This window comes from Marivivens sp. ABH4_498, assembly GCF_056160585.1.
This window is the reverse complement of sequence record NZ_JBSWXL010000007.1, coordinates 94,090-119,582: the sequence shown is the minus strand read 5'-3', so window position 1 is coordinate 119,582 and position 25,493 is coordinate 94,090. Positions and strand designations below refer to the sequence as shown.

Annotated in this window: 31 protein-coding genes and 1 tRNA gene; 9 read left to right on the top strand and 23 right to left on the bottom strand. The window is 55.3% G+C overall.

The features are described from left to right. Window positions 1–25: 25 nt before the first annotated feature. From rpsI to ACXAGA_RS13980, 3 genes are all read right to left on the bottom strand, one after another. Window positions 26–508: a 30S ribosomal protein S9 gene (gene rpsI, locus ACXAGA_RS13990; protein WP_475118088.1), complete on the bottom strand. Its 483-nt coding sequence runs from the start codon at window positions 506–508 to the stop codon at window positions 26–28. 3 nt (window positions 509–511) lie between these two features. Then, complete coding sequence (gene rplM, locus ACXAGA_RS13985) at window positions 512–970, bottom strand: 50S ribosomal protein L13 (protein ID WP_475118087.1); 459 nt, start codon at window positions 968–970, stop codon at window positions 512–514. 148 nt (window positions 971–1,118) lie between these two features. Further along, window positions 1,119–2,492 carry an aminotransferase-like domain-containing protein gene (locus tag ACXAGA_RS13980; RefSeq protein WP_475118086.1) on the bottom strand — a complete coding sequence of 458 codons (1,374 nt, stop codon included), beginning with the start codon at window positions 2,490–2,492 and terminating at the stop codon, window positions 1,119–1,121. A gap of 95 nt (window positions 2,493–2,587) precedes the next feature. On the opposite strand from ACXAGA_RS13980, the gene ACXAGA_RS13975 reads away from it, so the two are divergent. Beyond that, on the top strand, window positions 2,588–2,812 hold the full coding sequence (locus tag ACXAGA_RS13975; protein ID WP_475118085.1) for a DUF1127 domain-containing protein: 225 nt from the start codon (window positions 2,588–2,590) through the stop codon (window positions 2,810–2,812). A gap of 48 nt (window positions 2,813–2,860) precedes the next feature. Here the strand turns inward: ACXAGA_RS13975 and ACXAGA_RS13970 are convergent, their stop codons facing one another. From ACXAGA_RS13970 to ACXAGA_RS13955, 4 genes are all read right to left on the bottom strand, one after another. Then, window positions 2,861–3,280 carry a PaaI family thioesterase gene (locus ACXAGA_RS13970; protein WP_475118084.1) on the bottom strand — a complete coding sequence of 140 codons (420 nt, stop codon included), beginning with the start codon at window positions 3,278–3,280 and terminating at the stop codon, window positions 2,861–2,863. A gap of 82 nt (window positions 3,281–3,362) precedes the next feature. After that, window positions 3,363–4,832, bottom strand: a complete 1,470-nt coding sequence (locus ACXAGA_RS13965) for a carboxypeptidase M32 (protein WP_475118083.1) — start codon at window positions 4,830–4,832, stop codon at window positions 3,363–3,365. 1 nt (window position 4,833) lies between these two features. Further along, window positions 4,834–5,988, bottom strand: a complete 1,155-nt coding sequence (gene ctaA / locus ACXAGA_RS13960; protein WP_475118082.1) for a heme A synthase — start codon at window positions 5,986–5,988, stop codon at window positions 4,834–4,836. 59 nt (window positions 5,989–6,047) lie between these two features. Continuing rightward, window positions 6,048–6,788, bottom strand: a complete 741-nt coding sequence (locus ACXAGA_RS13955) for an RNA methyltransferase (RefSeq protein ID WP_475118081.1) — start codon at window positions 6,786–6,788, stop codon at window positions 6,048–6,050. 126 nt (window positions 6,789–6,914) lie between these two features. On the opposite strand from ACXAGA_RS13955, the gene ACXAGA_RS13950 reads away from it, so the two are divergent. Then, a complete protein-coding gene (locus ACXAGA_RS13950; protein WP_475118131.1) occupies window positions 6,915–7,541 on the top strand; it encodes a thiamine phosphate synthase in 627 nt (208 codons plus the stop codon). A 24-nt stretch (window positions 7,542–7,565) separates the two neighbouring features. On the opposite strand, the gene olsA is transcribed toward ACXAGA_RS13950, so the two are convergent. From olsA to ACXAGA_RS13935, 3 genes are all read right to left on the bottom strand, one after another. Then, complete coding sequence (gene olsA / locus ACXAGA_RS13945) at window positions 7,566–8,402, bottom strand: lyso-ornithine lipid O-acyltransferase (RefSeq protein ID WP_475118080.1); 837 nt, start codon at window positions 8,400–8,402, stop codon at window positions 7,566–7,568. Continuing rightward, window positions 8,399–9,166 (bottom strand): L-ornithine N(alpha)-acyltransferase, encoded by a 768-nt coding sequence (olsB, locus tag ACXAGA_RS13940; RefSeq protein WP_475118079.1) that lies wholly within the window; start codon window positions 9,164–9,166, stop codon window positions 8,399–8,401. Before olsB ends, olsA begins: the two co-directional genes overlap by 4 nt. A gap of 110 nt (window positions 9,167–9,276) precedes the next feature. After that, window positions 9,277–9,462, bottom strand: a complete 186-nt coding sequence (locus ACXAGA_RS13935) for a DUF3553 domain-containing protein (protein WP_475118078.1) — start codon at window positions 9,460–9,462, stop codon at window positions 9,277–9,279. 17 nt (window positions 9,463–9,479) lie between these two features. Here ACXAGA_RS13935 and ACXAGA_RS13930 point away from each other — a divergent pair, with 17 nt between their 5' ends. Beyond that, window positions 9,480–10,049, top strand: a complete 570-nt coding sequence (locus tag ACXAGA_RS13930; protein WP_475118077.1) for a histidine phosphotransferase family protein — start codon at window positions 9,480–9,482, stop codon at window positions 10,047–10,049. Here the strand turns inward: ACXAGA_RS13930 and ACXAGA_RS13925 are convergent. From ACXAGA_RS13925 to ACXAGA_RS13895, 7 genes are all read right to left on the bottom strand, one after another. Then, window positions 10,046–11,302 carry a glutamate-5-semialdehyde dehydrogenase gene (locus ACXAGA_RS13925; RefSeq protein ID WP_475118076.1) on the bottom strand — a complete coding sequence of 419 codons (1,257 nt, stop codon included), beginning with the start codon at window positions 11,300–11,302 and terminating at the stop codon, window positions 10,046–10,048. The genes ACXAGA_RS13930 and ACXAGA_RS13925 overlap by 4 nt on opposite strands. Next, the gene (gene proB / locus ACXAGA_RS13920) at window positions 11,299–12,426 is read right to left on the bottom strand and encodes a glutamate 5-kinase (protein ID WP_475118075.1); all 1,128 of its coding nucleotides are present in this window, start codon (window positions 12,424–12,426) and stop codon (window positions 11,299–11,301) included. Before proB ends, ACXAGA_RS13925 begins: the two co-directional genes overlap by 4 nt. Further along, on the bottom strand, window positions 12,414–13,451 hold the full coding sequence (gene obgE, locus ACXAGA_RS13915) for a GTPase ObgE (RefSeq protein ID WP_475118074.1): 1,038 nt from the start codon (window positions 13,449–13,451) through the stop codon (window positions 12,414–12,416). Before obgE ends, proB begins: the two co-directional genes overlap by 13 nt. A gap of 82 nt (window positions 13,452–13,533) precedes the next feature. Next, window positions 13,534–14,073 (bottom strand): GNAT family N-acetyltransferase, encoded by a 540-nt coding sequence (locus tag ACXAGA_RS13910; protein WP_475118073.1) that lies wholly within the window; start codon window positions 14,071–14,073, stop codon window positions 13,534–13,536. A gap of 138 nt (window positions 14,074–14,211) precedes the next feature. Beyond that, the gene (rpmA, locus tag ACXAGA_RS13905; RefSeq protein WP_086450518.1) at window positions 14,212–14,481 is read right to left on the bottom strand and encodes a 50S ribosomal protein L27; all 270 of its coding nucleotides are present in this window, start codon (window positions 14,479–14,481) and stop codon (window positions 14,212–14,214) included. Between the two features lie 20 nt (window positions 14,482–14,501). Then, window positions 14,502–15,134 (bottom strand): 50S ribosomal protein L21, encoded by a 633-nt coding sequence (locus ACXAGA_RS13900; RefSeq protein WP_475118072.1) that lies wholly within the window; start codon window positions 15,132–15,134, stop codon window positions 14,502–14,504. Between the two features lie 160 nt (window positions 15,135–15,294). Further along, window positions 15,295–16,107 (bottom strand): hypothetical protein, encoded by an 813-nt coding sequence (locus ACXAGA_RS13895; RefSeq protein WP_475118071.1) that lies wholly within the window; start codon window positions 16,105–16,107, stop codon window positions 15,295–15,297. A gap of 132 nt (window positions 16,108–16,239) precedes the next feature. Between ACXAGA_RS13895 and ACXAGA_RS13890 the strand changes: the two genes are divergently transcribed. From ACXAGA_RS13890 to msrA, 3 genes are all read left to right on the top strand, one after another. Next, a tRNA-Ser gene (locus tag ACXAGA_RS13890) sits at window positions 16,240–16,329 on the top strand. Window positions 16,330–16,433: 104 nt separating this feature from the next. Further along, entirely contained in the window at window positions 16,434–16,874 is a 441-nt protein-coding gene (gene msrB, locus ACXAGA_RS13885) for a peptide-methionine (R)-S-oxide reductase MsrB (RefSeq protein ID WP_475118070.1), read from the top strand. Between the two features lie 3 nt (window positions 16,875–16,877). Further along, the gene (gene msrA / locus ACXAGA_RS13880; protein WP_475118069.1) at window positions 16,878–17,384 is read left to right on the top strand and encodes a peptide-methionine (S)-S-oxide reductase MsrA; all 507 of its coding nucleotides are present in this window, start codon (window positions 16,878–16,880) and stop codon (window positions 17,382–17,384) included. 6 nt (window positions 17,385–17,390) lie between these two features. Here the strand turns inward: msrA and ACXAGA_RS13875 are convergent, their stop codons facing one another. Both ACXAGA_RS13875 and ACXAGA_RS13870 read right to left on the bottom strand, forming a co-directional pair. Further along, window positions 17,391–18,137 carry an RlmE family RNA methyltransferase gene (locus ACXAGA_RS13875; protein ID WP_475118130.1) on the bottom strand — a complete coding sequence of 249 codons (747 nt, stop codon included), beginning with the start codon at window positions 18,135–18,137 and terminating at the stop codon, window positions 17,391–17,393. 38 nt (window positions 18,138–18,175) lie between these two features. Next, a complete protein-coding gene (locus ACXAGA_RS13870; protein WP_475118068.1) occupies window positions 18,176–19,288 on the bottom strand; it encodes a Ppx/GppA phosphatase family protein in 1,113 nt (370 codons plus the stop codon). A 168-nt stretch (window positions 19,289–19,456) separates the two neighbouring features. Between ACXAGA_RS13870 and ACXAGA_RS13865 the strand changes: the two genes are divergently transcribed. Genes ACXAGA_RS13865 through ACXAGA_RS13855 form a run of 3 tightly spaced genes read left to right on the top strand, consistent with a single transcriptional unit; the run spans window position 19,457 to window position 21,774 of the window. After that, window positions 19,457–19,753, top strand: a complete 297-nt coding sequence (locus ACXAGA_RS13865) for a virulence factor (RefSeq protein WP_475118067.1) — start codon at window positions 19,457–19,459, stop codon at window positions 19,751–19,753. 26 nt (window positions 19,754–19,779) lie between these two features. After that, window positions 19,780–20,706 (top strand): methylenetetrahydrofolate reductase, encoded by a 927-nt coding sequence (locus ACXAGA_RS13860; RefSeq protein WP_475118066.1) that lies wholly within the window; start codon window positions 19,780–19,782, stop codon window positions 20,704–20,706. 9 nt (window positions 20,707–20,715) lie between these two features. Then, complete coding sequence (locus ACXAGA_RS13855; RefSeq protein WP_475118065.1) at window positions 20,716–21,774, top strand: methyltetrahydrofolate cobalamin methyltransferase; 1,059 nt, start codon at window positions 20,716–20,718, stop codon at window positions 21,772–21,774. Window positions 21,775–21,808: 34 nt separating this feature from the next. Here ACXAGA_RS13855 and ACXAGA_RS13850 read toward each other — a convergent pair whose 3' ends face one another. Genes ACXAGA_RS13850 through ACXAGA_RS13835 form a run of 4 tightly spaced genes read right to left on the bottom strand, consistent with a single transcriptional unit; the run spans window position 21,809 to window position 25,470 of the window. Beyond that, complete coding sequence (locus tag ACXAGA_RS13850; RefSeq protein WP_475118129.1) at window positions 21,809–22,462, bottom strand: aspartate/glutamate racemase family protein; 654 nt, start codon at window positions 22,460–22,462, stop codon at window positions 21,809–21,811. After that, window positions 22,462–23,298, bottom strand: a complete 837-nt coding sequence (locus ACXAGA_RS13845; RefSeq protein WP_475118064.1) for an ABC transporter permease — start codon at window positions 23,296–23,298, stop codon at window positions 22,462–22,464. The genes ACXAGA_RS13850 and ACXAGA_RS13845 overlap by 1 nt, the downstream gene beginning before the upstream one ends. A gap of 2 nt (window positions 23,299–23,300) precedes the next feature. Then, window positions 23,301–24,149, bottom strand: coding sequence for an ABC transporter permease (locus tag ACXAGA_RS13840; RefSeq protein ID WP_086450527.1), 849 nt, complete (start codon window positions 24,147–24,149; stop codon window positions 23,301–23,303). A gap of 55 nt (window positions 24,150–24,204) precedes the next feature. Continuing rightward, the gene (locus ACXAGA_RS13835; RefSeq protein ID WP_475118063.1) at window positions 24,205–25,470 is read right to left on the bottom strand and encodes an ABC transporter substrate-binding protein; all 1,266 of its coding nucleotides are present in this window, start codon (window positions 25,468–25,470) and stop codon (window positions 24,205–24,207) included. Window positions 25,471–25,493 lie beyond the last annotated feature (23 nt).

Below are 25,493 nucleotides of genomic sequence, written 5' to 3'. Positions count from 1 at the left end.
TTCGTAATTGGTAAGTAATCGAAGATTAACGCTTCGAGAACTGGAACGAACGACGAGCTTTACGCTTACCGTATTTCTTACGTTCAACAACACGGCTGTCGCGGGTCAGGAAGCCTGCTGCTTTCAGTGCAGCGCGCAGCGATGGATCGTACAGCTGCAGAGCTTTCGAGATGCCGTGCTTTACAGCGCCAGCTTGGCCCGACAGACCGCCGCCTTTAACGGTTGCCATCACGTCGAACTGACCTTCAACGCCTGCGATTTGTGCAGGTTGTTTAACGATCAGCTGCAGCACTGGGCGTGCGAAGTATTCGGACATGTCTTTGCCGTTTACAACGACTTTACCCGAACCTGGCTTAACCCAAACGCGTGCAACAGCGTCTTTACGTTTACCGGTTGCGTACGAACGACCCAGCGAGTCACGTACTGGTTCACGTGGTGCTGCGACTTCAACAACGGTTTCACCGGCTGCTGCGCCCAGCTCTTCTAGCGAGTTGATTTGATCAGCCATCGATTAGACCCTCGTGTTTTTCTTGTTCTTGGATGCAACATCCAGAACTTCGGGCTTCTGGGCTTCCATGCCGTGCTCAGCACCGGCAAAGACGCGCAGGTTGGTCATTTGCTTGCGGGACAGGCGGTTGCCTGGCAGCATGCGCTTAACAGCCTGCATTACAACGCGCTCTGGGTGCGCGCCTTCCAGGATCTGACCAGTGGTGCGGGATTTGATGCCGCCTGGGTGGCCAGTGTGCCAGTAGTTTGGTTTTTCACGCTTGTTACCGGTCAGCTGAACTTTGTCAGCGTTGATAACGATCACGTTGTCACCCATGTCCATGTGGGGGGTGAAGGATGGCTTGTGCTTACCGCGCAAGCGAGTGGCGACGATCGAAGCCAAACGACCCAGAACGATGCCTTCGGCGTCGATCAGGATCCATTTTTTTTCGATGTCTGCCGGAGTAGCAGAAAAGGTTTTCATATCACACCATGACTGGTTGGCGGGGTTTGCCCCCGTTACATTCGATGGGCGGGTTATATAGCCACCAAAAACACAGTCAACAGGTTTATTCACGCAAAAAGTGTTCAAAAACAACGACTTGCAAATATGGTATCATAATACCCCAAACTTAAACGGTAATTTGTTCAGGCGGATGATCCAAAATATAACAAATCTTGTCCAAGGCGTCGTTAAACGCGGATTGAGCGATCTCTCCGTTCAAGGCAATGCGCACGGCGTGGACAGATTGGCTGTGGCGCAGTCCGAATTCTTCGGATGATTTCAGATAGACGCCTTGGGCTTCGGCGGCCTGACAGAATTCACCACTGCGCCAGCCATAGGGCAATTCCAGCCAGATAAACGGGACATTATTGCGCCACCGGATATTGTACCGCTTTAGTCGATCAACCGCTTTGTTCAGCATTCCGTTCATGTGCGCCCGCGCGGCAGACAGAATTCCGGGCAGTTCGGGGTGGCTATGGACATAGGTATAAACCGCAGTGATCGCGACAGGTACACCAAAGCTGTTAAAGGTCGCGGTACGGATCAACGGATTGACCCACCCTGTAGGCGCGACAACGAACCCAATTCGTAACGCAGCACTAACTGATTTCGACGGAGAGGTCGTGTACCACCCCAATTCGGGCAACAGCTGTCGATAGCTTGGGCCTTCGTGGGGTCCGTTGCGGTAACAATCGTCATCTAAGACGTGAATATTGTACCGCTGCGCAATCTCTGCAATTTCTTTGCGTCGCTCTAATGTCGCGCTTTGCGCGGTGGGATTGATCACATCGGCAGAGGTACAATAGGCCTGAACGCCCTCTTCGCGGATCAACCTTTCGAATTCCACAACATCCGGTCCGTCATCGTCCCACGGAACGCTCACCACTTTGGCCCGACACAATTCAGCCGCGCGCCGAAAACCCGAATAGGTCAGGTCATCGATCATCACGACAGGCGCGGTGCCACGTAATACGGTCTGCAAAATCATGATGATCGCATTCTGGCCGCCATGCGTGATCACCACGTCGTCCGCGGTAAAAGGCCCAATGGGTGCATCTGCGTGATATTTTGCAAACGCTTGGTGCGCTGGCGTGTGAAATTCACGGCGCGGATAACGCAGCAACGCTTCAGCCGAAGCTGAATGAGAATATTCAACAAAACCCTGCCGAATGAGATCCCCCTGCCCCATGTCCGGCAACCTAGGGCTAAGCAATGTCGCGCCCGGATCAAATGTGGGCCGTTCTACCGGCCGTAATCGTTCTGGTACAAATGTGCCGCGTCCGACGGCGGCCTCTAACACGCCAGAATCAACCAATGATTTGTACGCTCGCGCCACGGTTCCTGGGGTTACATTTGCCTCCCACCCTAATTCGCGGACCGGAGGCAGCCGCGTTCCGGGCGCTAAAGTACCGTCATGTATGGCTTTTTTGATTGCTGTTTCCAGCGCACGATATTTTGGACCGCTGGACTGATCCAGATCTGGCAACCAAATTGTACCCATAACAATCTATTCCTCGACAGGATGTTCGGCAAATTGTATCGAACTTACACGGACACACTATCCGATTGTACCGATACAAGTAAAGGGCTTACCCCATGACCTATGTGAACACGACCATCCCGCAAACGATCACAATCCCTGCGCCAACATTTGTTGTATCGCGCGGCATGATTGCAGCCGCGGTCAAGATGGACACATGGGCCACCCGCCGCCAAACCCGAAAGGCGCTGCGAAATATGCCCGATCACATCCTATTCGATGTCGGTTTGACCCGCGAACAAGCACAAACCGAAGCTGCGAAATACTTTTGGAGGGCCTGATATCCCCGGCTCTTCCTGTACCTGGCGGGGACATGTTCCCCGCCTTTTTTATTTGGGCGGTATGGAATAGGTCATGCGCGCGGTGGCCACAGGATCATCCACGCCGTCGGAATAGACCAAACAATCCCCCACGGCCAAAACGCGCCCGATTTTCAACAGTCGCACGTGACATGTCAGATCGGCGTTCGCAGCTGGTTTGCGCAAATAGTCGATAGATGCGTTCGTTGTGACCGTCAGCGGTTTCATTCCGATCCTCGATAGGATGGCGAAATAAACTGCACAATCGGCCAACATGAACATCGTAGGGCCAGAAACCGTGCCGCCGGGGCGTAGGTTTTCCGCCGTCGGGGTCAGGCGTACAATGACGCCTTCCTCGGTCACCTCTTCGATTTTTAGCGTGTCTTTGACCTGCCAAAAATCATCCTGCAAAAACGCGTTTAGCGCATCGGCATCCAGTGCAAATGTCATTATGTATCCTCCCATCCAAACGTTGGATCACGGGTACAAAAATGACAACGGCCTATTCAAAGATTTCAAATAGGCCGTAGGGTCACAAATTATAGATATCTTTGAATTTCGCCTCTAGGTAATCCAGCAAAGGCGCCTCGGATGGTTCAAACCCGCAGGCACGTTTAATCGTATCGCGCGGTTCATACAGGCCGCCATGGGTTTGCAGGTTATCGCGCAGCCAGCCAGTCGCGCCCGTCAGATCACCCTTTGCCAGATCATCATCCAGATTTGGCTGCGCCTGACGCAATGCGGTGTACAGATTACCCGCATAGACATTGCCCAGACTGTACGTTGGGAAATACCCCATCAGGCCCAGCGACCAATGCACGTCCTGCAACACGCCGTTCGCAGGTTTATCGACGGCAAATCCAAAATCAGCGGCAAACCGATCGTTCCAAGCGGTTTCCAGAACAGCGACCTCTAGATCCCCAGACAACAGCGCGCGTTCCAAATCGTAGCGCAGAAGGACGTGCAGATTGTACTGCAGTTCATCCGATTCCGTGCGGATGAACCCGTTTTGAACGCGGTTCACGGCAGCATAGAATTCGTCCTCGGTATCAATGCCGAAATCACCGAACGCGTCGCGCATTTTGCCGAACAGCCATCCTGTGAATGGACGGCTACGGCCCAGTTGGTTTTCGTAAATGCGGCTTTGGCTTTCGTGCACGCCCATCGACACACCAGATCCCAGCGGAGTCAGCAGATACGCCTGATCGATGTTTTGTTCGTAACAAGCGTGGCCGACTTCGTGGATGGTCGAATAGAAACAATTGAAAGGATCATCAGCCGCAGTGCGAGTGGTAATACGCACGTCATTGCCCGACCCCGAACTGAACGGGTGCACCGCTTTGTCGATGCGGCCACGGGTCATGTCGTAGCCGAATGTTTCCGCCAGCAACTGCGACAGTTTCATTTGCTGGGTATCGTCGAATTGGCCTTGGACGGGTTTCGGCGCGGGCTGGGCCAGAACGGCCTCTCTCAATGCTACCAGACGCGGGCGCATCGCGTCGAACATTGCCGTCAGATCAGACGCTTTGGCACCTGGTTCATAATCATCCAACATCGCGTCATAGATGGCGCCGCCAGCGGCCAATGCTGCGCCCTCTTCGCGTTTTAGGCGCAGAACCTCGGCTAATGTCGGGGCAAAGGCGGCAAAATCATTGTCGGCACGGGCGGCGGCCCAGATGCCTTGGGATTTGGACGTCAGCTTCGCCAGATCGGTCGCCAATTTCGCGGGGATTTTGTTGGCGCGGTCATAGCTGCGGCGCACATGACGCAATACGGCGGCGCCAATTTCATCGGGCGCCTGCGCCGTTTCCAACCATTCCCCGATGCGCGGATCGGTCCGGCGGGCATGCAGGACCGATTCAATGGCTGCGAATTCGTCGGCGCGCTGATCGGCAGCGCCCGAAGGCATCATCGTTTCCTGATCCCACCCAAGACGACCGGCAATTTCGCCTAACGCTTGGGTGTCACGAACAAAGGCAAGCAGGTCGTCATAGGCGGTCATATCAGTTTCCTCGGATCGATTGCGGCAATGGGTATTGCGACAGGTAACGGGCACGCAGGATCAGCACCCACATCACAATCGCACCAATCTGGTGGGTGATCGCAACATGCAGCTGCGCGGAATACAGCGCCGTCATAATGCCCAGAACCATCTGGATCAGCAGCATCGCCATAACAGCGTGGAACGCAGTGCGGGTTTTACCATTGGACGATTTGCGGCCACGGTTCCATACAATGAACCCATAGATCAACAGCAGATAGCCCGACATGCGGTGGATGAACTGCACCAGACCTGCGTCTTCAAAGAAATTGCGCCAGATAGGGTCGATCAGGAATGGGTCGGGCGGGAAAAAGCTATCGCCCATCAGCGGCCATGTTGGGAACGCGCGGCCCGCATCGATACCCGCGACCAAAGCGCCCAGAACGATCTGCAAGAACCCGAAATGCATCAGGCCCGTCGACATGCCGAAAAGTTTGCGGTTGCTGTCGCGGCGCGCCTGCATCAACGCGGATTCAGGGCGGCCCAGCAGGAAAATGTACCACGCGGTAAAGCCCAAGATGACAAACGCCAAACCAAGGTGCGTTGCCAAACGGTACGATGCCACATCCGTGCGGCCGATTTCTTGTGCGGTTTCATTCAGGCCCGAATGGACCATCCACCAGCCAATCGCGCCCTGCAATCCGCCCAAAACGCCCAACAAAAACAGGCGTTTTGTCCAGCCCGTCGGAATTTTACGCGCCGCCAAAAAGCCAAAGAACCCAACAGCCCACACCAAACCGATCACGCGGCCCAATTGGCGATGGCCCCATTCCCACCAATAGATGAACTGGAATTCGGACATGGACATGCCGGTGTTCTGCAGTTGGTATTCGGGGCTGGATTGGTATTTTTCAAACTCCACGGCCCAGTCCGCGTCATTCAGCGGAGGCACAGCGCCCATCACTGGGTTCCATTCAGTGATCGACAGGCCGCTGTCTGTCAGGCGGGTCAAACCGCCGACAACGATCATCGACGCGACCAGCGCAAAGATCACCATTAGCCAAATACGGATCGCACCCCGTGCGCCGCGATTTTTCGCGTCGATCTGCCCAGGTGCTGCGGTTTGTTTCGGGGTGTCCCCGACCTCTTCGAACAATTTGCGCGGCGTTTGCGCCATCGGTCTCTCCATCAGTATTTGGCTGGGAACCTAAGTCGCGGGCCCCGTATCGGCAAGGGTTAGCCGCGTTCCTTCCAGCGGACCATCTGACGCATCACCCCGTGCAGGATACGCACGTCATGTTTCGTCAGCGGCATGCGGCTCCATAGGTTGCGCAGGTTCACCTTCATGTTGGCGGCTTTTTCTTCGGGGAAAAAGAAACCAGCGGTGTCCAATGCGCCCTCATAATGTTCGGCCAGCTTTTCAACTTCGGCTTGGGTCGCGATGTCCTGTTCGGCATCCATGCGTTCGTGCACGATATCCGTGGACGCGCGGCGCCATTCATAGCTGGTCAGCAACACACATTGCGCAAGGTTCAGCGACGAAAATTCGGGGTTCACGGGCACGTTGATGATCGCATTGGCCAGCGCGATATCCTCGTTCTCCATCCCTGCCCGTTCTGGGCCGAACATCACGGCGACCTTTTCGCCGCGCGCAATCCGTTCAGCGGCGTCGGACATGGCGGCTTCGGGCGATAGAACGGGTTTGGTCAATCCGCGCGGACGGGCCGTGGTGGCGTAGACATAGGTGCAATCTTCAACAGCGGCGGCGGTGCTGTCATATAGCTGCGCTTCGTCCAGCAGACGGCCCGCACCAGATGCCATCGCGACGGCCTTTTGGTTTGGCCAGCCATCACGCGGCGACGTAACCCGCATACGGTCCAGCCCGAAATTCCACATGCCCCGTGCCGCGGCACCGATGTTTTCACCCATCTGCGGGCGGATCAGGACGAAACTGGGTTGAGGCGCTCCGGTCGGCATGGCGTATCCTTTTTCAGCGTTTGCGGGGTCATACGATGCACCCCTTTGGCTGGCAAGCGGCATTGCCCCTTTCCGTGGCGCGCGATCACCGTTATATCACCGCAAAACCGTTATTTGAGGCCTATGATGACCGACGCAGCCGAACTCCCGCAGCTATATCTCATCACTCCGACCGATTTTGAATTGTCGACCTTTCCCGATCAACTGGGCAAAGTGTTGGACAGCACTGATATCGCATGTGTGCGGCTGAGCCTTGCCACCCGCGACGAAGACCGCATTTCCCGCGCCGCCGATGCGCTGCGCGCAGTGACCCACGAACGCGATGTGGCATTGGTGATTGATACACACCTGATGCTGGTCGAACGTCTGGGTCTGGACGGCGTCCACCTGACCGACGGATCGCGTTCGGTGATGAAAACCCGCAAAGAATTGGGCGAAGATGCCATCGTCGGCGCGTTCTGCGGCAATTCCAGCCACGACGGCATGACCGCTGGCGAGCTAGGCGCAGATTACATCAGCTTTGGCCCCGTGGGTGAAACGCCGCTGGGTACGGGCGAAAAAGCACCGCTGGATCTGTTCCAATGGTGGTCGCAAATGATCGAAGTGCCCGTGGTCGCCGAAGGCGCGTTGACCCCTGAATTGATCGGCCAACTGTCACCGTTCACGGATTTCTTTGGCATTGGCGATGAAATCTGGCGACAGGACGATCCAGTCGCAGCACTGAAAACCCTGACCGACGCGATCAAAGTGTAAAATCAAAGCGCCCTGCGGGGCGCTTTATGCGTCTAGCACCCCAAATTCGTCCAGCGATGACCGCACGGTGGTTTCCAGATCACGAGCGAGCGCTTTGCGGTCGGTATAATCCGATGCGCTGACGGCTGGGTGGTAGACGACCGTGACGCGGCCCTGACGCTTTGCCGCTAAGGTCGCGATTAAATGGGTGCCAAAGGCCATATCGCCCCACCATCCGTATTGGCGTGGCGCCATATTCGGACCCGCCTGATAGATGATTGAAACGGGTTGAATGTTCATCTGGCCCCGCAATTCGGGCGTTAAGAATGCCGCGAAAAGCGTTGGTTTAAATGACAAAACCCGCCGCCCATCTGTCGACGTACCTTCGGGGAAAAACAACAATTTATGGCCCAAGGCCAATCGATCACGGAATACGTTGATCTGGTTGGATGCTTCTTTTCGATCACGTTTGATAAAAACTGTTCCTGTGATCCGCGCCAAAAATCCGATACCGGCCCAGCCTGCGACTTCGGATTTTGCGACGAAATAAATACGTTTCCGGGCATTAAGGACGAAAATATCAAGCCAGCTTGCGTGGTTCGCTACAACGGCCCCCGATGTTTTCATCGGCGCGCCTTTGATCGCATATTTGATCCCCACAACACGCAGAACATTGCGGCAAACAAACTGCGTCACATAAGGCGACAAAGGACGCGCTGCTCCGAAAATGGGCACCTCGATCAGCCGCAAAGGCAAAAAGACGCATAGCCCCAGCAGAATAATCACCAACATGCCCAAAGCCCGAAATCCAGCTTTGACATAACCGAATGGCCCCCGTTCGATTGACGGCGGGGGCATGTCGGGATCCCACATCATATTCATGCGCTACGGCCTTTGAAATACAATCGTTTTTGGCTTTCGCTCATCCGTTTGGTATCTAAGATCAAACACACATCAGTCGTGTTGAATGCGGTATCGATATACACGCCGTCCCCAATAAATCCGCCCATTTTTAAATAGGCTTTGATCAAGGAAGGGGTGTTTTTCATCGCCTGTACACGGTTGATGTCTGCGGGCGGTATATACGCGGTGTTCGGGTTGGATTTTGACGACGCGCGCAAATCCTCGGGCGCAAGATGACTGTGATGAAGATATGAAATGCTGGGCCAGATTGGGGCTAAATCAGTGCCATGAAACGATGCGACGCCGAACAGAACCTCGATTCCATGTTTGGTCACATAGTCGGCCAAGGCATTCCACAGCAAATACATGCCCTGCCCGCCGCGATAATCGACATGCAGACACGACCGCCCCAATTCCAAAAGCGGCCGACCAGAGGATTTAAGCGAAGACAGATCATATTCCGTTTCAGAATAAAAACCGCCGATCTTTGCGGCCTGATCAGATCGTAGCAAACGGTAAACCCCGACCACTTGATCAGATGCCTGACGGCTGTGATCCATCAACAAAAGATGATCGAAATACGCATCAAAGCGATCCGTTTCCAATCTATTTTCGTGATCGACATTTGCACCTTGGGCGCCCAATTCCAGCACGAACACGTCATAGCGCAGACGCTGCGCGGCACGAATGTCAGATTCAGTTTCCGCAAGACGGACAGACAGCTTTTCGTTTAGTGCGATCATGGGTCCGTGTCAGTTGGGTCAAATTGACGGCGGTTTAATCGCAACACGTCCGTAAAAGCAAGTATTGAGACTGGTTACCATCCGTTAACCATTGCAAACTAATTACTGATTTAGAAGCTATCGGTGTGAACAAGTTGCAAAACAATGCGCCGCCCATCAATCACGACTTTTCCAGCCTCTGGGAAATTGACAGTGATGCGGTCGGCGATGTTGGATTGAACTTGGCCAACGCCCCAATCAGGCTGATTTGGGTGGCGGACCAACATGCCAGGCTCAAGTATGGAATTTAGACTCATAATAACTCCGAGGCGGAATGACACAATCACCTGACCTTGCGGCCCTGATTGGTTCGCGAATTTGCCACGACCTTGTGAACCCACTTAGCGCGGTTTGCAATGGCGTCGAACTTCTTGAATTATCGGGGGTCGCGCCAAGCGAAGAAATGTCATTGATCCGCGACAGTCTGGCCAATGCAACTGCGCGTATCCAGCTGTTCCGCTTTGGCTTTGGGCCGGCGTCCGACGCATTGGTGGCCGAAGCAGAGATGATTAAACTGCTGGATACGCTATCCAAAGGCGCGCGTCATTGTTTTGTCTGGCGCGCGGGAACCGCACCGCGTTGCGACGTCCGCCGTATGTTGCTGGCCATGCTATGCGCCGAAACGATGACACCTTTGGGCGGCGATATCACGATCACAGCGGATCAATCGGGTTGGACCGTGACAGCAACTGGCCGCCGGATCACAATTTCCACAGAAACAGAGGCCGTCCTGAATGGCGCCACGACAGAATTGCCACCAGCACATGTTCATTTCAACGTGCTGGCAGCCTCTGGCCCGATTGAATTCGACTACGACGACACGTCCCTAACCCTACAGGGTTAAGGGCGCAGCGCCCCATCACTGCTGACCAGATATTTGAAACTGGTCAGCTGTTCGGCCCCAACCGGGCCACGCGCATGCATTTTACCTGTCGCAATACCGATTTCGGCACCCATGCCGAATTCACCGCCATCAGCGAACTGTGTCGACGAATTATGCATCAGAATCGCGCTATCGATACGTTCAAAGAATTTAGCAACCGCTGCTGGGTCTTCGGTGATGATGCAGTCGGTATGGTTCGAGCTGTATTTCTGGATGTGCGCAATCGCGCCGTCCAGATCGTCAACGACCTTTGCCGCAATATCCATGTCCAGATATTCACGGCCCCAATCATCGTCGGTCGCGACATCTGTACCGTCTAAACCTTCGCCTGCGTGAACGCGAACCCCAGCCGACTTTAGATCATCGACAATCGACTGACCCAAGGTCGCGGCGATATCACGGTGGATCAGCAAACACTCTGCCGCGCCGCAAATACCCGTGCGGCGGGTTTTGGCGTTCATTACGACTTTGCGGGCTTTTTCAGGATCGGCGTCTTTGTCCAGATACACGTGCACGATGCCTTCTAGGTGGGCAAAGACAGGCACGCGGGCTTCGCGCTGGACCAGACCGACCAAACCTTTACCGCCGCGAGGCACGATCACGTCGATATAGTCAACGGCGCGCAACATCTCGGCCACGGCTTCGCGGTCGCGGGTTGGCATCAATTGGATCGAATCCTCTGGCAGGTTCGCGGCCTTTAGGCCTTCGACCAGACAGGCGTGGATCGCGCGGCTGGAATGAAAACTTTCCGAACCGCCGCGCAGAATGACGGCATTGCCTGCCTTTAGGCACAATGCGCCTGCGTCAGCAGTCACGTTCGGGCGGCTTTCGTAGATAACGCCGATCACGCCCAAAGGCGTGCGGACGCGTTTGATGTGCAGCCCCGAAGGCATATCCCATTCTTGCAGCACAGCGCCGATAGGGTCGGTTTGTTCGGCAATCGTGCGCAAACCATCGACGATGCCTTGAATGCGGTCTTCGTCCAATTTCAGACGGTCCATCATCGCGTCGGACAAACCTTTGCCGCGGCCAAATTCCAGATCTTCGGCGTTTGCTGCAATAATATCAGCGCGATTTTTCCAAACAGCATCCGCCGCCGCGATCAATGCGGCGTGTTTACGTTCTGCCGATGCATGGGCCAATTGTGTTGCAGCAGCGCGCGCACGCTGCCCGATCGAAGCAACCAATTCTGCGATATTTTCGTTATCTTTCATCGATCTACTCCCATCAATTGCACCACCATGTCATCACGATGAACCAAAGCGGCGCGTCCTTTGTACCCTAAAATTTCTTCGACCTCGGCGCTTTTGCGACCAAGGATTAACTGCGTTTCCGCTGCTGTATAGCGCGACAATCCAATGCCCAAATGCGCGCCATTCGCAGATGTGATTTCTATGGGATCACCACGGCCGAAACGCCCCGCTACGGACACCACGCCCGCTGGCAATAGGCTTTTGCCTTGGCGTAATGCCGCCTCGGCACCGCCGTCCACGACCACGGAGGCGCTGGTTTTCATTGCTGCAATCCACCGTTTGCGTGCGGCCTGTGGATCGTCATGCGCTATGAACCACGTTGATGCGTCACCATTTTCCAGTGACTTCAATGGGTTGATGCGCGATCCTAACGTTATGGCCATAGCACATCCCGCATCGGTCGCCATACGAGCCGCCAGAAGTTTGGTGATCATGCCGCCCTTGGACAGGCCCGATACACCGTCACCTGCCATGGCTTCAATCTCTGGCGTGATCCGTTCGACAATGTCAAAACGTTGGGCTGTGTCATCAATATTCGGATTACCCGAATAGAACCCATCCACATCCGACAGCAGGATCAATTGGTCCGCACCGCAAGTCACAGCAACCTGAGCCGCCAAACGGTCGTTGTCGCCGTAACGGATTTCATCCGTCGCGATGGTGTCATTTTCATTGACGATCGGGGTCACGCCCAGACCGATCAATGTTTCCATCGTAGCGCGGGTGTTCAAATAGCGGCGGCGATCTGCTGTGTCTTCCAACGTCAGCAGAACCTGCGCGGTTTTAATGCCATGCGGCGCCAATATTTCTTCGTATGCGCGCGCAAGCCGGATTTGACCCACAGCCGCAGCGGCCTGAGATTGCTCTAAGGGCAGGTTTTTGCGCGGTAGACCCAACACTTCGCGACCCAAAGCGATCGAACCAGAGGACACCAACACAACGTCGATGCCCTGCCCGCGCAGCCACGCGACATCGTCGGCCAAAGACCGCAACCAATCGGATTTCAAGGTGCCTTTGTCGCGATCAACCAACAGCGCCGAACCGATTTTTACAACGATCCGTTTAGCAGAGGTTAAGGACGCCAAGGCTCTTCCTCCTGATCGGCGGCCAGTTCTGCCGCGTTACGTGCGTCAATTTCCGCATGCAATGCGCGCAGCACTTCGGTCACGCCTTCGGTGGAAACACCGGACATTAGCATCACAGGGCCGTCGGCGACGGCTTCCAGCTCTTCTTTGATGAATTCGCGTTCTTCTTCGTCCAGCGTATCGATTTTGTTCAGAACGGTGACACGCGGTTTATCGGCCAGATCGCCGCCATATGCCTCTAGTTCGTCAATAATCGTCTGATAATCGCCAATAGGATCGCCGCCCGACCCGTCGACCAGATGCAGCAGAACCGCACAGCGTTCAACGTGGCCCAGGAACATATCGCCCAAGCCGCGCCCCTCGGATGCGCCTTCGATCAAACCAGGGATGTCAGCGACAACAAATTCACGGCCATCAACGCCAACCACGCCCAAATTCGGGACCAGAGTGGTGAATGGATAGTCCGCAATTTTCGGACGCGCATTCGACGTCGCAGCAAGGAACGTGGATTTACCCGCGTTCGGTTTGCCCAGCAGACCTGCATCCGCAATCAGTTTCAAACGCAGCCAGATGGTGCGTTCGATGCCCGCCAAACCCGGGTTTGCGCTGCGTGGCGCTTGGTTCGTTGCGGATTTGAAATGAAGGTTACCAAAGCCGCCATTGCCGCCTTTGGCCAGAATGACGCGCTGACCGATTTCGGTCAGGTCAGCCAGAATGGTTTCTTCGTCCTCATCGATGATTTCGGTACCAACGGGTACGCGCAAAACGATATCGTCGCCCGATGCACCGGTGCGGGCGCGGCCTTCGCCGGGGCGACCGTTTTGGGCAAAGAAATGCTGTTGGTAACGAAAATCGATCAGGGTGTTCAGGCCCTGCACCGCTTCGACCACGACATCGCCGCCGCGACCGCCATCACCGCCGTCGGGACCACCGTATTCGATGTATTTTTCACGGCGGAAGGAAACGCAACCGTTCCCCCCGCTGCCCGAGCGGATGTATACTTTAGCGAGATCAAGAAATTTCATCGAATGCGGCTTTCAGGTCGTTTGCGCTTGGCCTATCGCGTTGCGCGGCTTTGCTCAAGGGGCAGCCTGAAAGCCGCCCCGATTATCGGGTCAATTTCAGCGTATAAGTCCACGTTGGCACAGTAGCCTTGCGTGCGACACTATAGGCTTCGGCGTCACCAAGGTAGGTAAAACCGCAGTTGTTTAGAACACGGGCCGATCCAGGGTTGTCCTGAAACACTTCGGCAAAGTAGGTACCGGACCCATGCGGGTTGGCGTCGATCATCGCCTGCACAGCGCCCGAGGCAATACCGGTGCCCCAAAACGCAGGTGCCACCCAAAAGAATATCTCGGACTGGCCGCGATCCATGCGTTCAAGGCTCACGACGCCCAAGACTTCGGCCAGATCAGACGCTTTGCCGTCAATGATCCAGACATCTTCGTCACGGGTCGGGTTTGCGGCGCGTTCCAGAAATGCTTCGGTCGTGCCCGGTGGCAACGGGTGCGGAATCGACCGCGTGCCGCGTGCCACACGTTCGTCACCCGCATAGTGGCTGATCAGCCCCGCATCCGATGGACGCGACGGCCGTAGAACGAACCGATCTGTCGTGATGACAGGCAAATCCATAGTTTTATCGAGCATCCATTTTCCTCCTCGATAGACGACACTTCAAAACGGGCGGCTCTCCCCTTCCGACTGTTTTGAAAGCACATAGTAAATAAAACAATAAAGGGGACCGGCGATGCCGATCCCCTAATTTGATACCCTTGGGTCTCGGTCTTATTCAGCGGCCTCCGCCACTGGCAGAACCGATACAAAGGTGCGGCCTTTCAGGCCGGTGTGGAATTTGACGTTGCCGTTCGCGGTTGCGAACAGGGTGTGGTCTTTGCCCATACCTACGCCTTCGCCAGCCCAAACTTTGGTGCCGCGCTGACGAACGATGATGTTACCTGCAATAACGGTTTCACCACCGAATTTTTTAACGCCAAGACGACGACCCGCAGAGTCGCGACCGTTACGGGAGGAACCGCCTGCCTTTTTGTGTGCCATGTTTCTCTCCTATACCTAACTTATTTCGCCAGTTCTTTGGCTTGTTCGATCCAGCCTTCACGCTCGATACGGCCTTTGAACGACAGTTTTTCGCCGAATTCTTCGACGTCAGCTTCGGTCCATGCTGCGATCTGTGCAAAAGTGGTTACGCCAGCTTCGTGCAGTTTCTTTTCCAGTGCTGGGCCAACGCCCGACAGCTGTTTCAGATCGTCTGCGCCAGCAGCAGCTGGAGCTGCTTTTTCAGCTTTCGCTTTAGGAGCAGCGGCTTTCGCAGGTGCAGCAGCAGCAACAGCAGCGCCCGAAACCGAGCCTGCGCCGATTGCAGCTTTAACGCCCGATTTGTCAGCGCCCGACTCTAGGATGTCGGTGATGCGAACCAGGGTCAGTTGCTGACGGTGGCCGCGGGTACGCTTGGACGAGTGTTTACGACGGCGTTTTACGAACGAGATCGTTTTTTCGCCTTTGATCTGGTCGATGACTTCAGCTTGGACAGCTGCACCGTCTACCAGAGGTGCGCCAACAGTCGAACCAACCATCAGAATTTCGTTGAACTGGATTTTTTCGCCAGCGTCGGCTGCCAGTTTCTCGACACGCAGAACGTCGCCCGAAGCAACTTTGTACTGCTTGCCGCCGGTTTTCAGAACCGCAAACATGCTAATCTTCCTTATCTTCCGCGTCGCTGGGGCCACTACTGTGTTGCTGGCTATGCCGCCCGTGAACTGCGCGCCCTATTTGGGCTGTATTGAATCAGTAAACGGGGCAGATTCCGCCCCGAGTGCGCGGCTTATCTAACGGGTTGGGGATAAAGTCAAGCTAAAGGTCAGTCTGAATCATGAACTTTGCTGCCTCGCGCCCCAGTTCATAGTTGATCATGCTAAACAGATCACCCTGCGACGCCAATAATATCTGATTTAACGTACGCCCCTGATCAGAATCCGTAAAGGCGATCAATTCACCGATGGCATCGTCAGACAGATTTTCAAACACTAGGTATAGATACCCCTGAAACCATTCATTGGTGGCGTCGGTAATGAATTCCTCTTGATCCCAAACCATCGCGGCCAGATCGGATTCCGTCATACCCTGAATAACGCCGCCATCCAGTAACCCACGCGCAAAATTATATTGGTCGGTCAAAGCAAAGGCGACGCTTTGTTCAATATAGCCGCTGACGTTTAGGAATGTGTCGATCTGTTCAAATCGACCCATTGGCATTTCCATATATGCCTTTTCAATGGCCTGCGCCGATAGAACCGGATCAGACATGATGGACCGCGCCGCGATTTCAGCGGCAATGATGTCCGCGCCGACCCCTGCTTCAAAATAGGTGACGTAGCTATCAACATCGACACCGTCCAACGCCGTTTCGAATTGCGCAAACATAGACGCCTCGATGGCATCGGCATCCAACAAAGCGTCTACCTTCGTGTCCCAAGCGTCCAGATAAACGGTCGAAAAATTTTCTGACGCAATATCAAAAGCCATCGCTTGGCCTTCATCGACCAAGATTTCGATGAACGCGGGTTGTTCAAGCAAATCAAACAAACGCTCTGCCTGATTATTATCTTGCGCAGCGGCAGGACACGCGACCAATGCAGCAGCGGCGAAGGTATATAAGTTGTTCATAGCGCCAAGGTAGAACCGCCCACATCGGTTTCCAAGGTCCCAATCATCAGGAATTTTCGTCGTTTGAAACTTTTTCGTGATTTTGCTCTTGCACGCCCTGCGAACTCCCTTTAAACGCCCCCTCACCAGCGCGGAGAGGTGCCGGAGTGGTCGAACGGGGCGGTCTCGAAAACCGTTGTGGGTGCAAGCCCACCCAGGGTTCGAATCCCTGTCTCTCCGCCAGAATTTACCCAACAGACCACACCGACCTCATCACTTAGTGATCACGCTTTGCCGTTGTTATTCCCCGTTTTCGCACCATATTGGGCCTAAACGAAGGAGGCCGCATGACAACCTATCATCGCGATCCCGATGCCATCGCCGCATTGGACGAAGAACAATACTATGTGACCCAGCAGTCGGGCACCGAACGCCCAGGCACGGGTAAATACCTGAACAACAAAGACCGCGGTATCTACGTCGATATCGTGTCGGGCGAACCGCTGTTTGCATCCAGCACGAAATATGAATCGGGTTGCGGCTGGCCCAGCTTTGTCAAACCCATCGAAGCCGATCACATCGTCGAATTGCGTGACGTGTCCCACGGCATGGTTCGTACCGAGGTGCGTTCCAAACACGGCGACAGCCATTTGGGCCATGTGTTCCCCGATGGGCCAGCGGATCGTGGCGGGCTGCGCTATTGCATCAACTCAGCAGCGCTGCGGTTTGTGCCTTTGGACGAAATGGACGCCGAAGGGTACGGCAAATACATTGATCAGGTGGAATGAAACATGGCTGAACAAACCGCAATTCTAGCAGGTGGGTGTTTTTGGGGGATGGAGGATCTGTTCCGACGTCAACCGGGTGTTTTACGCACGCGCGTCGGATATACGGGCGGCGATGTGCCGAATGCGACCTACCGCAACCACGGCACCCACGCCGAAGGGATCGAGCTGATCTATGACGACACCCAAACCGATTACCGCGCGATCCTGGAATTCTTTTTCCAGATCCACGACCCAACAACCAAAAACCGTCAGGGCAATGACATCGGCATGTCCTACAGATCCGCGATCTATTACCTGAACGACGATCAAAAATCCGTCGCGCTGGACACTATCGCAGACGTCAACGCATCAGGCATGTGGCCCGGCCAAGTCGTGACAGAGGTCGAACCCGCTGGCGATTTTTGGGAGGCAGAGCCCGAACATCAGGATTATCTGGTGCGAAACCCCAATGGGTACACCTGCCATTTCCCGCGTGCGAACTGGAAGCTACCTAAAAGAACGGGGGCGTAACGCCCCCTACTCTTCTTCGTCGCTGCGGTGTTCGCCTTCGCGGCCTTTGAACCCCAGCGCGACGACGAATTTTTCCGAACTATCCGACCGCGACGACGGCGGTTTGATGTTCGCGACGGTTTTGAATTTGCTTTTCAGCGTTTTCATCAATTCGCCTTCGGCGCCGCCTGCCAGAACTTTGGCCACGAATGTGCCGCCGGGGGCCAAAACGTCGAACGCGAAATAGGCTGCGTGTTCGCAAAGGGTAATGATGCGCAAGTGGTCGGTCTGTTTGTGGCCCGATGATGACGCCGCCATGTCAGACATAACAACGTCCGCTTCACCGCCCAGCCAGCCTTTGACCAGATCATCCGCGTCATCAGACAGAAAATCCAGCTGGTGAATTTCCGCGCCAGCCAGCGGTTCAACCTCTTGCAAATCGACGCCCAGAACGGTGCCGATTTTCTTACCCTTCTTTTCGCCCAACGCGTTCACGCGCGGCACGGCAACCTGACACCACCCACCTGGGGCACAGCCCAAATCGACAACGCGCGCACCGGGAACTAGGAACCGATATTTATCGTCCAGCTCCATGATTTTGAACGCGGCGCGACCACGGTAACCTTCGATTTGGGCGCGTTTTACATAGGGATCGTTCAGCTGACGCTGCAGCCACCGCGTGGACGACGTTTTGCGCCCGCGTGCTGTTTTCACTTTGACGAACAGATCGCGCTGTCCGCGTCCGCTTGTGTTTTTACCCGGTGTCTTTGCCATCATTCACGTTCCCGTATCCGAAGATGCCCCGCATATACTTAATACGGCGTATCCTCAAGCACGCCATCGGCGCTCATTTGTGCGTATAGTAATCCTTCGCGCAGACCGCGATCCGCGACTGACAGACGATCTGTCGGCCAAATCCGCATCAAAGCCTGCAAAATCGCCGAACCTGACATGATCAGCGCCTGACGATCCCGCCCGATGCGTGGGTCCGTGCGGCGCCCATCGGGGCCCAGCGATAGATAGTCGCGAATAACCGCATCGATCTGGTCAGACGACATACGCAGCCCGTCCACTTTGGTCCGATCATAACGTTTCAGGCCCAAATGGCTGGCCGCCACTGTTGTCACTGTGCCGCTGGTGCCGACGATCTGGAACCCTTCGCGCGCTTGTTCGGATGTGTAGGGGCTGAATTTGGCCAGCTGTTCTTCGAAAAACCAGCTCATTAATGCGAACCGCGCCGCATCGTCGTCAACGTCCTGAAACTGATCACGCAAGGTCGCCACGCCCAAGGGAACGGAAATCCAATCCACCACCTTGGCAGCCGCGAATGGCCCTGGGTCCTGAACAAATCCGCGATGCAGACGCATGATGGAACCTGGGCGTTCGCGCGCAGGCACTTTGGTCAGATCGATCCAGACCAATTCGGTTGACCCGCCGCCAATATCAACGACCAGCAACTGTTCGGTTTTCGTGCTGACCAGCGGCGCACAGGAAATAACGGCCAAACGGGCCTCTTCTTCGGGCGTGATGATTTCCAGACGCAAACCCGTTTCGCGGCGGATTTGGTTGATAAACTGATGGCCGTTTTTCGCACGGCGACACGCCTCGGTCGCGACCAAACGCATGTGTTTGACGCGGTGACGCTGCAGTTTTTGTTTGCAGATACGCAAAGCGCTGATCGTACGGTTCATCGACGCACGACCTAATCGGCCTGTGCTTTCCAGACCTTGGCCCAATTGGACCGTTTTCGAAAAGCTGTCGATCACGTGAAACTGGCTGCCCTTTGGTTGGGCAATCAGCATGCGACAGCTATTGGTACCTAGATCCAATGCGGCATAGAGCGCACCGGAATCCGGTTTTTCGGGCGCGGGGGATTCGACCGCCTTCGGGAACGCGCCCGCACCTCGGGGACGCTTGGGCGCCATAGTCACGCCCTCCATATCAAGTTATGTTAAACCTATGCCTCATGACGGGTTTGCGCAAGGCCCGAGTGATGTCGCAATGGTCGCCAAATTGCGACGCTATGTCGAAAACGGCACGTAGAACCCCGATAACCACGCGTAAGACTAAAGCAACAAAGGACGAGGAATCACATGGCAGACGTCACAGTCGTTTTCTGGCGGGATATTCCAGCACAGGTCATCGTCGGCAAAGGCCGCCGCGGACACAAAGTGCAGCTGCCCGAACGTTTCGAACAGGCCATCGACCGCGCCGCAATGAAGGCCGGCATGGCAGGCACCGATGATTACCTGTCCGCATGGCGCAAGGCTGATCCCTATTCCGTTGACGGCGATGATGCCGCCGCAGCCGAAACCGAAGCCGCGCGCCTAGACACCGAATACGACGATGCGCGCCTGCGCGAATTGATCGAAAACATGGGTCACGCGTGAACCCCACCACCCTAAAGGAGGCCCTGATGGCTCTTGTTCCGTTCCTACGCAAGAAAGAGGCGACACCCCCGTCGTCCGAACATCTAGAGGCGTTTCTACAGGGCTATTCGATTGAAGTAATGCCGCGCACCGCCGAAAAGGTCGAAGATTTCCGTGACCTTTTGCCCGCTGGCACCCGCGTTTACATCGCCCACATCGAAGGCACCCCGATCGAAGACATGGTCGCAACCGCCGCGCGCTTACGCGACGAAGGTTTTGACCCGATGCCGCATTTCCCAGCGCGCATCATCAAAGACGCCGCAACGCTGGAAGACTGGGTAAACCGGTATCAATCCGATGCGGGCGTTAATCAGGGCCTGATCCTTGCGGGCGGCGTAGCCCAACCGCATGGCGATTTCCATTGTTCCATGCAGCTGTTGGAGACAGGCATTTTTGACCGCGCCGGTTTCAAACGCCTACACGTCGCTGGTCACCCCGAAGGCAACCGCGACATCGACCCATCGGGCGGCGATCAGAACGTTATGGATGCGCTGCGTTGGAAACAGAAATTCAACGACACGACAGACGCGCAGATCGCGCTGGCGACCCAATTCTGTTTTGACGCGAAACCTGTGATCGAATGGTGCAATGGGCTGACCGATGCGGGCATCACCCTGCCCGTTCACATCGGCATCGCGGGCCCGGCGAAACTGCAAACGCTGATCAAATTCGCAATGGCCTGCGGTGTTGGCCCATCGCTAAAGGTTCTGCAAAAACGTGCGCTGGATGTGACCAAACTGGTGCTGCCGTACGAACCAACCGATGTTCTGAACGAACTGGCCGCACACAAAGCCGCCAACCCTGATTTCAACATCGAACAGGTCCATTTCTTCCCGCTGGGCGGGATCAAAACCAATGCAAATTGGGCAATCGAAAACGGTGGCAATGCAGCTACCCCCGCTAATAAAGCCTGAGGAGAGCTTATGACCCGCACTATCGTTGAATCGGCGACAAAAACCGCCATCATCGGCTTTGACCAACCGTTTTGCGTCATCGGCGAACGTATCAACCCGACAGGCCGCAAAAAATTGGCTGCCGAACTAGAGGCTGGCGATTTTTCCACCGTTGAATCTGATGCTTTGGCGCAGGTCGCGGCGGGCGCGAACATTTTGGATATCAACGCGGGCGTGGTTTACAATTCAAACCCGAACCCGAATGAAACCGAACCACCCCTGATGGTCAAAATGATCGAACTGGTTCAGGGCCTAACCGATACGCCAATCTGTATCGACAGTTCGGTTCCTGCCGCGCTAGAGGCTGGCCTGCAAGTCGCCAAAGGCCGCCCGTTGCTGAATTCGGTGACTGGAGAAGAGGAACGTCTGGAATTCGTTCTGCCGCTGGTCAAAAAATACAACGTGCCAGTCGTTGCGATTTCCAACGATGACACCGGCATTTCCGAAGACCCCGATGTCCGTTTCGCCGTGGCCAAGAAAATCGTGGAACGCGCCGCAGATTTCGGCATCCCTGCCCATGACATCGTGGTTGACCCGCTGGTGATGCCGATCGGCGCGATGGCGACCGCTGGCCAGCAGGTGTTCACCTTGGTCCGCCGCCTACGCGAAGAATTGGGCGTCAACACCACCTGCGGCGCATCGAACGTATCATTCGGCCTGCCTAACCGTCACGGCATCAACAACGCGTTCCTGCCAATGGCGATGGGTGCGGGTATGACCTCGGCCATTATGAACCCATGCGCCCTGCCCGTGGGCCTGAAAAAGATAGAAGAGAAAAAGGCAGAACTGGCCGCTGCTGGCATCATTGTGCCAGACGACATTGATCTGGAAACCTTTTGCCAGGTGACGGGTTTGGGTTCGACCAAATCCCGCCCAGGCAAAGAAATGGAAGCCATCCGCGCAGCCAACCTGTTGACCAATAACGACCCGCACGGCGGCGAATGGATTTCGTTCAACAAACCGCCCTCCGCCGATGGAGAATCCTCTGGCGGGACAGGCCGCCGTCGTGGTGGCCGCCGCCGCGGTTAACGAAATCACCCCTAAGGATCACCTTGGGGGTTTTTTATTGGCCCATCGCGATCGCCGCGCGGGCCAGATGCGCAGACGCGACAACGCCGTCGACTAACATCACGCCACTACGCTGCGCCAAATCTTCGCGCATATAGGCCATTCCAGCGCAGCCCAGAACGACGCTATCCACGCGGTCCTCTTGGGCGGCTTTGCGAATGCTGTTGATCAGTTTGTGGCGGGTTTCTTCGGTGCCTTCGTCGATCGTTAGAACGGGCAGATTGCTGGCCCGCACCTTGGCGCAGACATTTGCGTATCCCATTTCGGCAATGTTGCCTTCGATCACGGGGATCGAAACGGGCAAAGACGTCACAACGGAAAACCGCGCCCCCAATAGACCCGCCATGACATACGCCGCCTGCCCGATCCCGATCACGGGTTTGGGGCACAGCGCCCGCGCGGGCGCCAGACCTGTGTCATCAAAACAGGCGATGACGACCGCGTCTGCGCCATCGATGACCGCTTGATCCAACAAAGCCAGCACCCCAGGCACCGCGGCATCGCCATCCTCTGGCCCTTGGATCGCGGCTGGGCCGTTGGCGTTGGTGTAGCCCATCACCTGCATATCAGGCACCGCGTCGCTCACGACCCGAACCACGTTATCTGTCATCGCTTGGGTCGCGTTGGGATTGATATACGCCAGCTTTATCATAGCGCTTTGCCCGCATCAGATCCCAACCGTGCACGACGTTTGTTCATCACCCAAACGGACATCAAAAACGCGATAATAATCAATAATGAAAACGCCGTAGTTAACGTCCCCAGCGCATAGATGACAGGCGTGGTTACATTGGTTGTCATGCCAAACACCTCTAGCGGCAAAGTGTTATAGCTGCCCGCCGTCAGCAATGTCCGCGCAAATTCGTCGTAGGACAATGTGAACCCGAACAATGCGACGCCGATCAGCGAAGGCGCAATGATCGGCAGCACGACAAAACGGATGGTCTGCCACGCGGTCGCACCCTGATCTCGTGCGGCTTCCTCGTAACTTTTGTCGAAACGGTTAAAGACCGCGAACATGATCAACAGGCCAAAGGGCAATGTCCACGTCAACTGCGATCCGAACCCAGACGTGGCCCAATGCACATTTAGCCCCAGCTGGTTGAAAATCAGACCAACGCCCAAGGAAATCAAGATCGATGGGATCACCAAAGATGTGATCGCTGCATAAAATAAGATGCCTGAGCCTTTGAAATTCTTACGAAAAGCCAGCCCGGCCATGACCGACACCACGACTGTCGTCACCATCACCATAAGGCCCAAAGCCAGCGAACGGCGGAACGCACCCCAGATATCACCGACCGCTTGTTCCTGAAACAAATCGCGGAACCAATAGGTCGATAGGCCGTTCATTGGGAATGTCAGGCCGCCTTCGCGTCCTTGAAAACTAAGGATTCCGATTGTGACGGTCGGGCCGTATAGGAACAGTACAAACAGCGCGAAAAATGCTGCAAGGATGTAAAAGCTGGCTGGTCTTTTTTCCATGATTACAGTTCCTTACGAATATTAACGAAACGCAGCATGATGCCGATCACGATCAAAACTGTGCACAGCAGCACCACAGCCGTCGCAGCAGCCGAAGGGTATTGAAGCAGACCAATATCGTTGGAAATCAGACGACCGACGTTTGCGCTTTGGCTGCCGGACATGAACCGAACGGTGATGAAATCACCCATCACCAGCGTGACTACAAAGATCGTGCCAATCATGATCCCCGGTTTCGTTAGCGGGATGATGACATTGACCAAGGTTTGAAAACCCGAAGCGCCTGCATCGCGCGCGGCCTCTAGCAACGAATGGTCGATCCGCATCATCGTGTTGAAAATCGGCACGACCATGAACAACGTGTATAGGTGCACAAACGCAAGGATCACCGCGAAATCGGAATACAAAAGCCATTCCAGCGGCTGGTCGATCACGCCCCAGCTGATCAACGTTTGGTTGGCAATCCCGTTGCGGCCCAGAAACGGGATCCAGCTGATCATGCGGATGATGTTCGACGTCCAAAACGGGATGGTGCAGACCAAAAACAGCGCGATCTGCCATGTCAGGCTACGCACATGAAACGCAAGGAAATAGGCGACCGTGAACCCGATGGTTAGCGTCAGCACCCATACAATCGCGGCATATTTGAAGGTCGCGAAAAAGACTTTCCAAACGACTTTGGACCCAAACAAGAATGCATAGTTGTCGAATTGGAAATCGGGATAAATCGAATATTCGGTAGCGCCCCAGAAACTGACGATCACGATCATGATGATCGGTGCGACCAGAAAGCCCAACAGGATCAGGGCCAACGGCGCGGCTTGTAGCCAACCGATGAAATTGCGTGTCATAGAGCACCCATAAATTGCGGGTGTCAGGGCGCGCAAAGCGCCCCGACGATTGGTATTAAGCGGCGATAAATTCGTTCCACTTGCGAACCATGTATTGGTTTTCGTCCATGACGGCGTTCCAGCAGGCAACGCGGCCCATGCGTTCTTCGAACGAACCACCATCGCGGACGTCACCAGCAGCGGCCAGCACGTCACCTGTTGGCGACGTGATGTCACCGGTGGCTTCTTTGCCTTCGAACCAGTAGCCCCATTCGTTTTCGGACATGTAGTCTTTGGACGTTTCAGGCACGGCCGAATAATAACCCTGACGCATCAGATAGCCGCCGACCCAGCCGGACAGATACCAGTTGATGTATTCATAGGCTGCGTCCAGCTCCATGCCCGACAGATTGGCCGACAGACCCAGACCGCCGCCCCATGAACGATAGCCTTCTTTCAGCGGTTGATAGACGCATGGGATGCCCCGCGATTTCACAGCCGTAATGGCTGGCGACCACATGGATTGGATCACAACCTCGCCCGAGGCCATCAGGTTCACGGATTCATCAAAGGTTTTCCAGAAGGCGCGGAATTGGCCGTTCTGTTTTGCTTCGGTAAAGATCGCGAAAGTGGCGTCGATCTCTTCTTTGGTCATGTTGCCTTTGTCGCCGTATTGGATTTCCCCCATGGCTTCGCAGACCATGGCCATGTCCATGATACCGATGGACGAAATATCCAAAATCGATGCTTTGCCTTTGAATTCTGGGTTCAGCAGTTCGGTCCAGCTTTCGATTGGGCGACCGATCAGGTCAGGGCGAATGCCCAGTGTATCCGCGTTATAGATGGTTGGGATCAGGGTCATCCAACCGGTTTCATTATCGGCAAAGCTGGTGCCGCCCGGGCCGTCAACAAAACCAACCGAATGCGGCGCGGTGCCTTGGGCGATTGTGCTTTCTGGGGTCAGTTTGCCGCTGCGGAAAATGCCGACGATTTTGTCGTAGTTGGCAATTTTCGATGTATCCATCGCCTGCAGGTTGCCCGTTGGCCAAACCTTTTTACAGATCCAGTATTCGATATCCGCAATGTCAAAGCTGTCAGGCTGGGTCGCTGCGCGTTGGGTCACGCTATCGGAATCCAGCGCGGTCATTTCCAGATTGAAACCCAGATCATCTTTGACCTTTGTTGCAACGTCATTCAGGTTGGAGACCCCTGTGCCGAACTGGCGCAAGGTGATGTCTTTGATTTCTTGAGCCCAAATCATTGGTGCGGGCAGTGCAGAGGCTGCAGCGGCTGCAGCGCCGCCTTTCAAAATAGCACGACGGCTATAACGCATTTTAGACATATCAATGTTCCCTGTTGAAATGA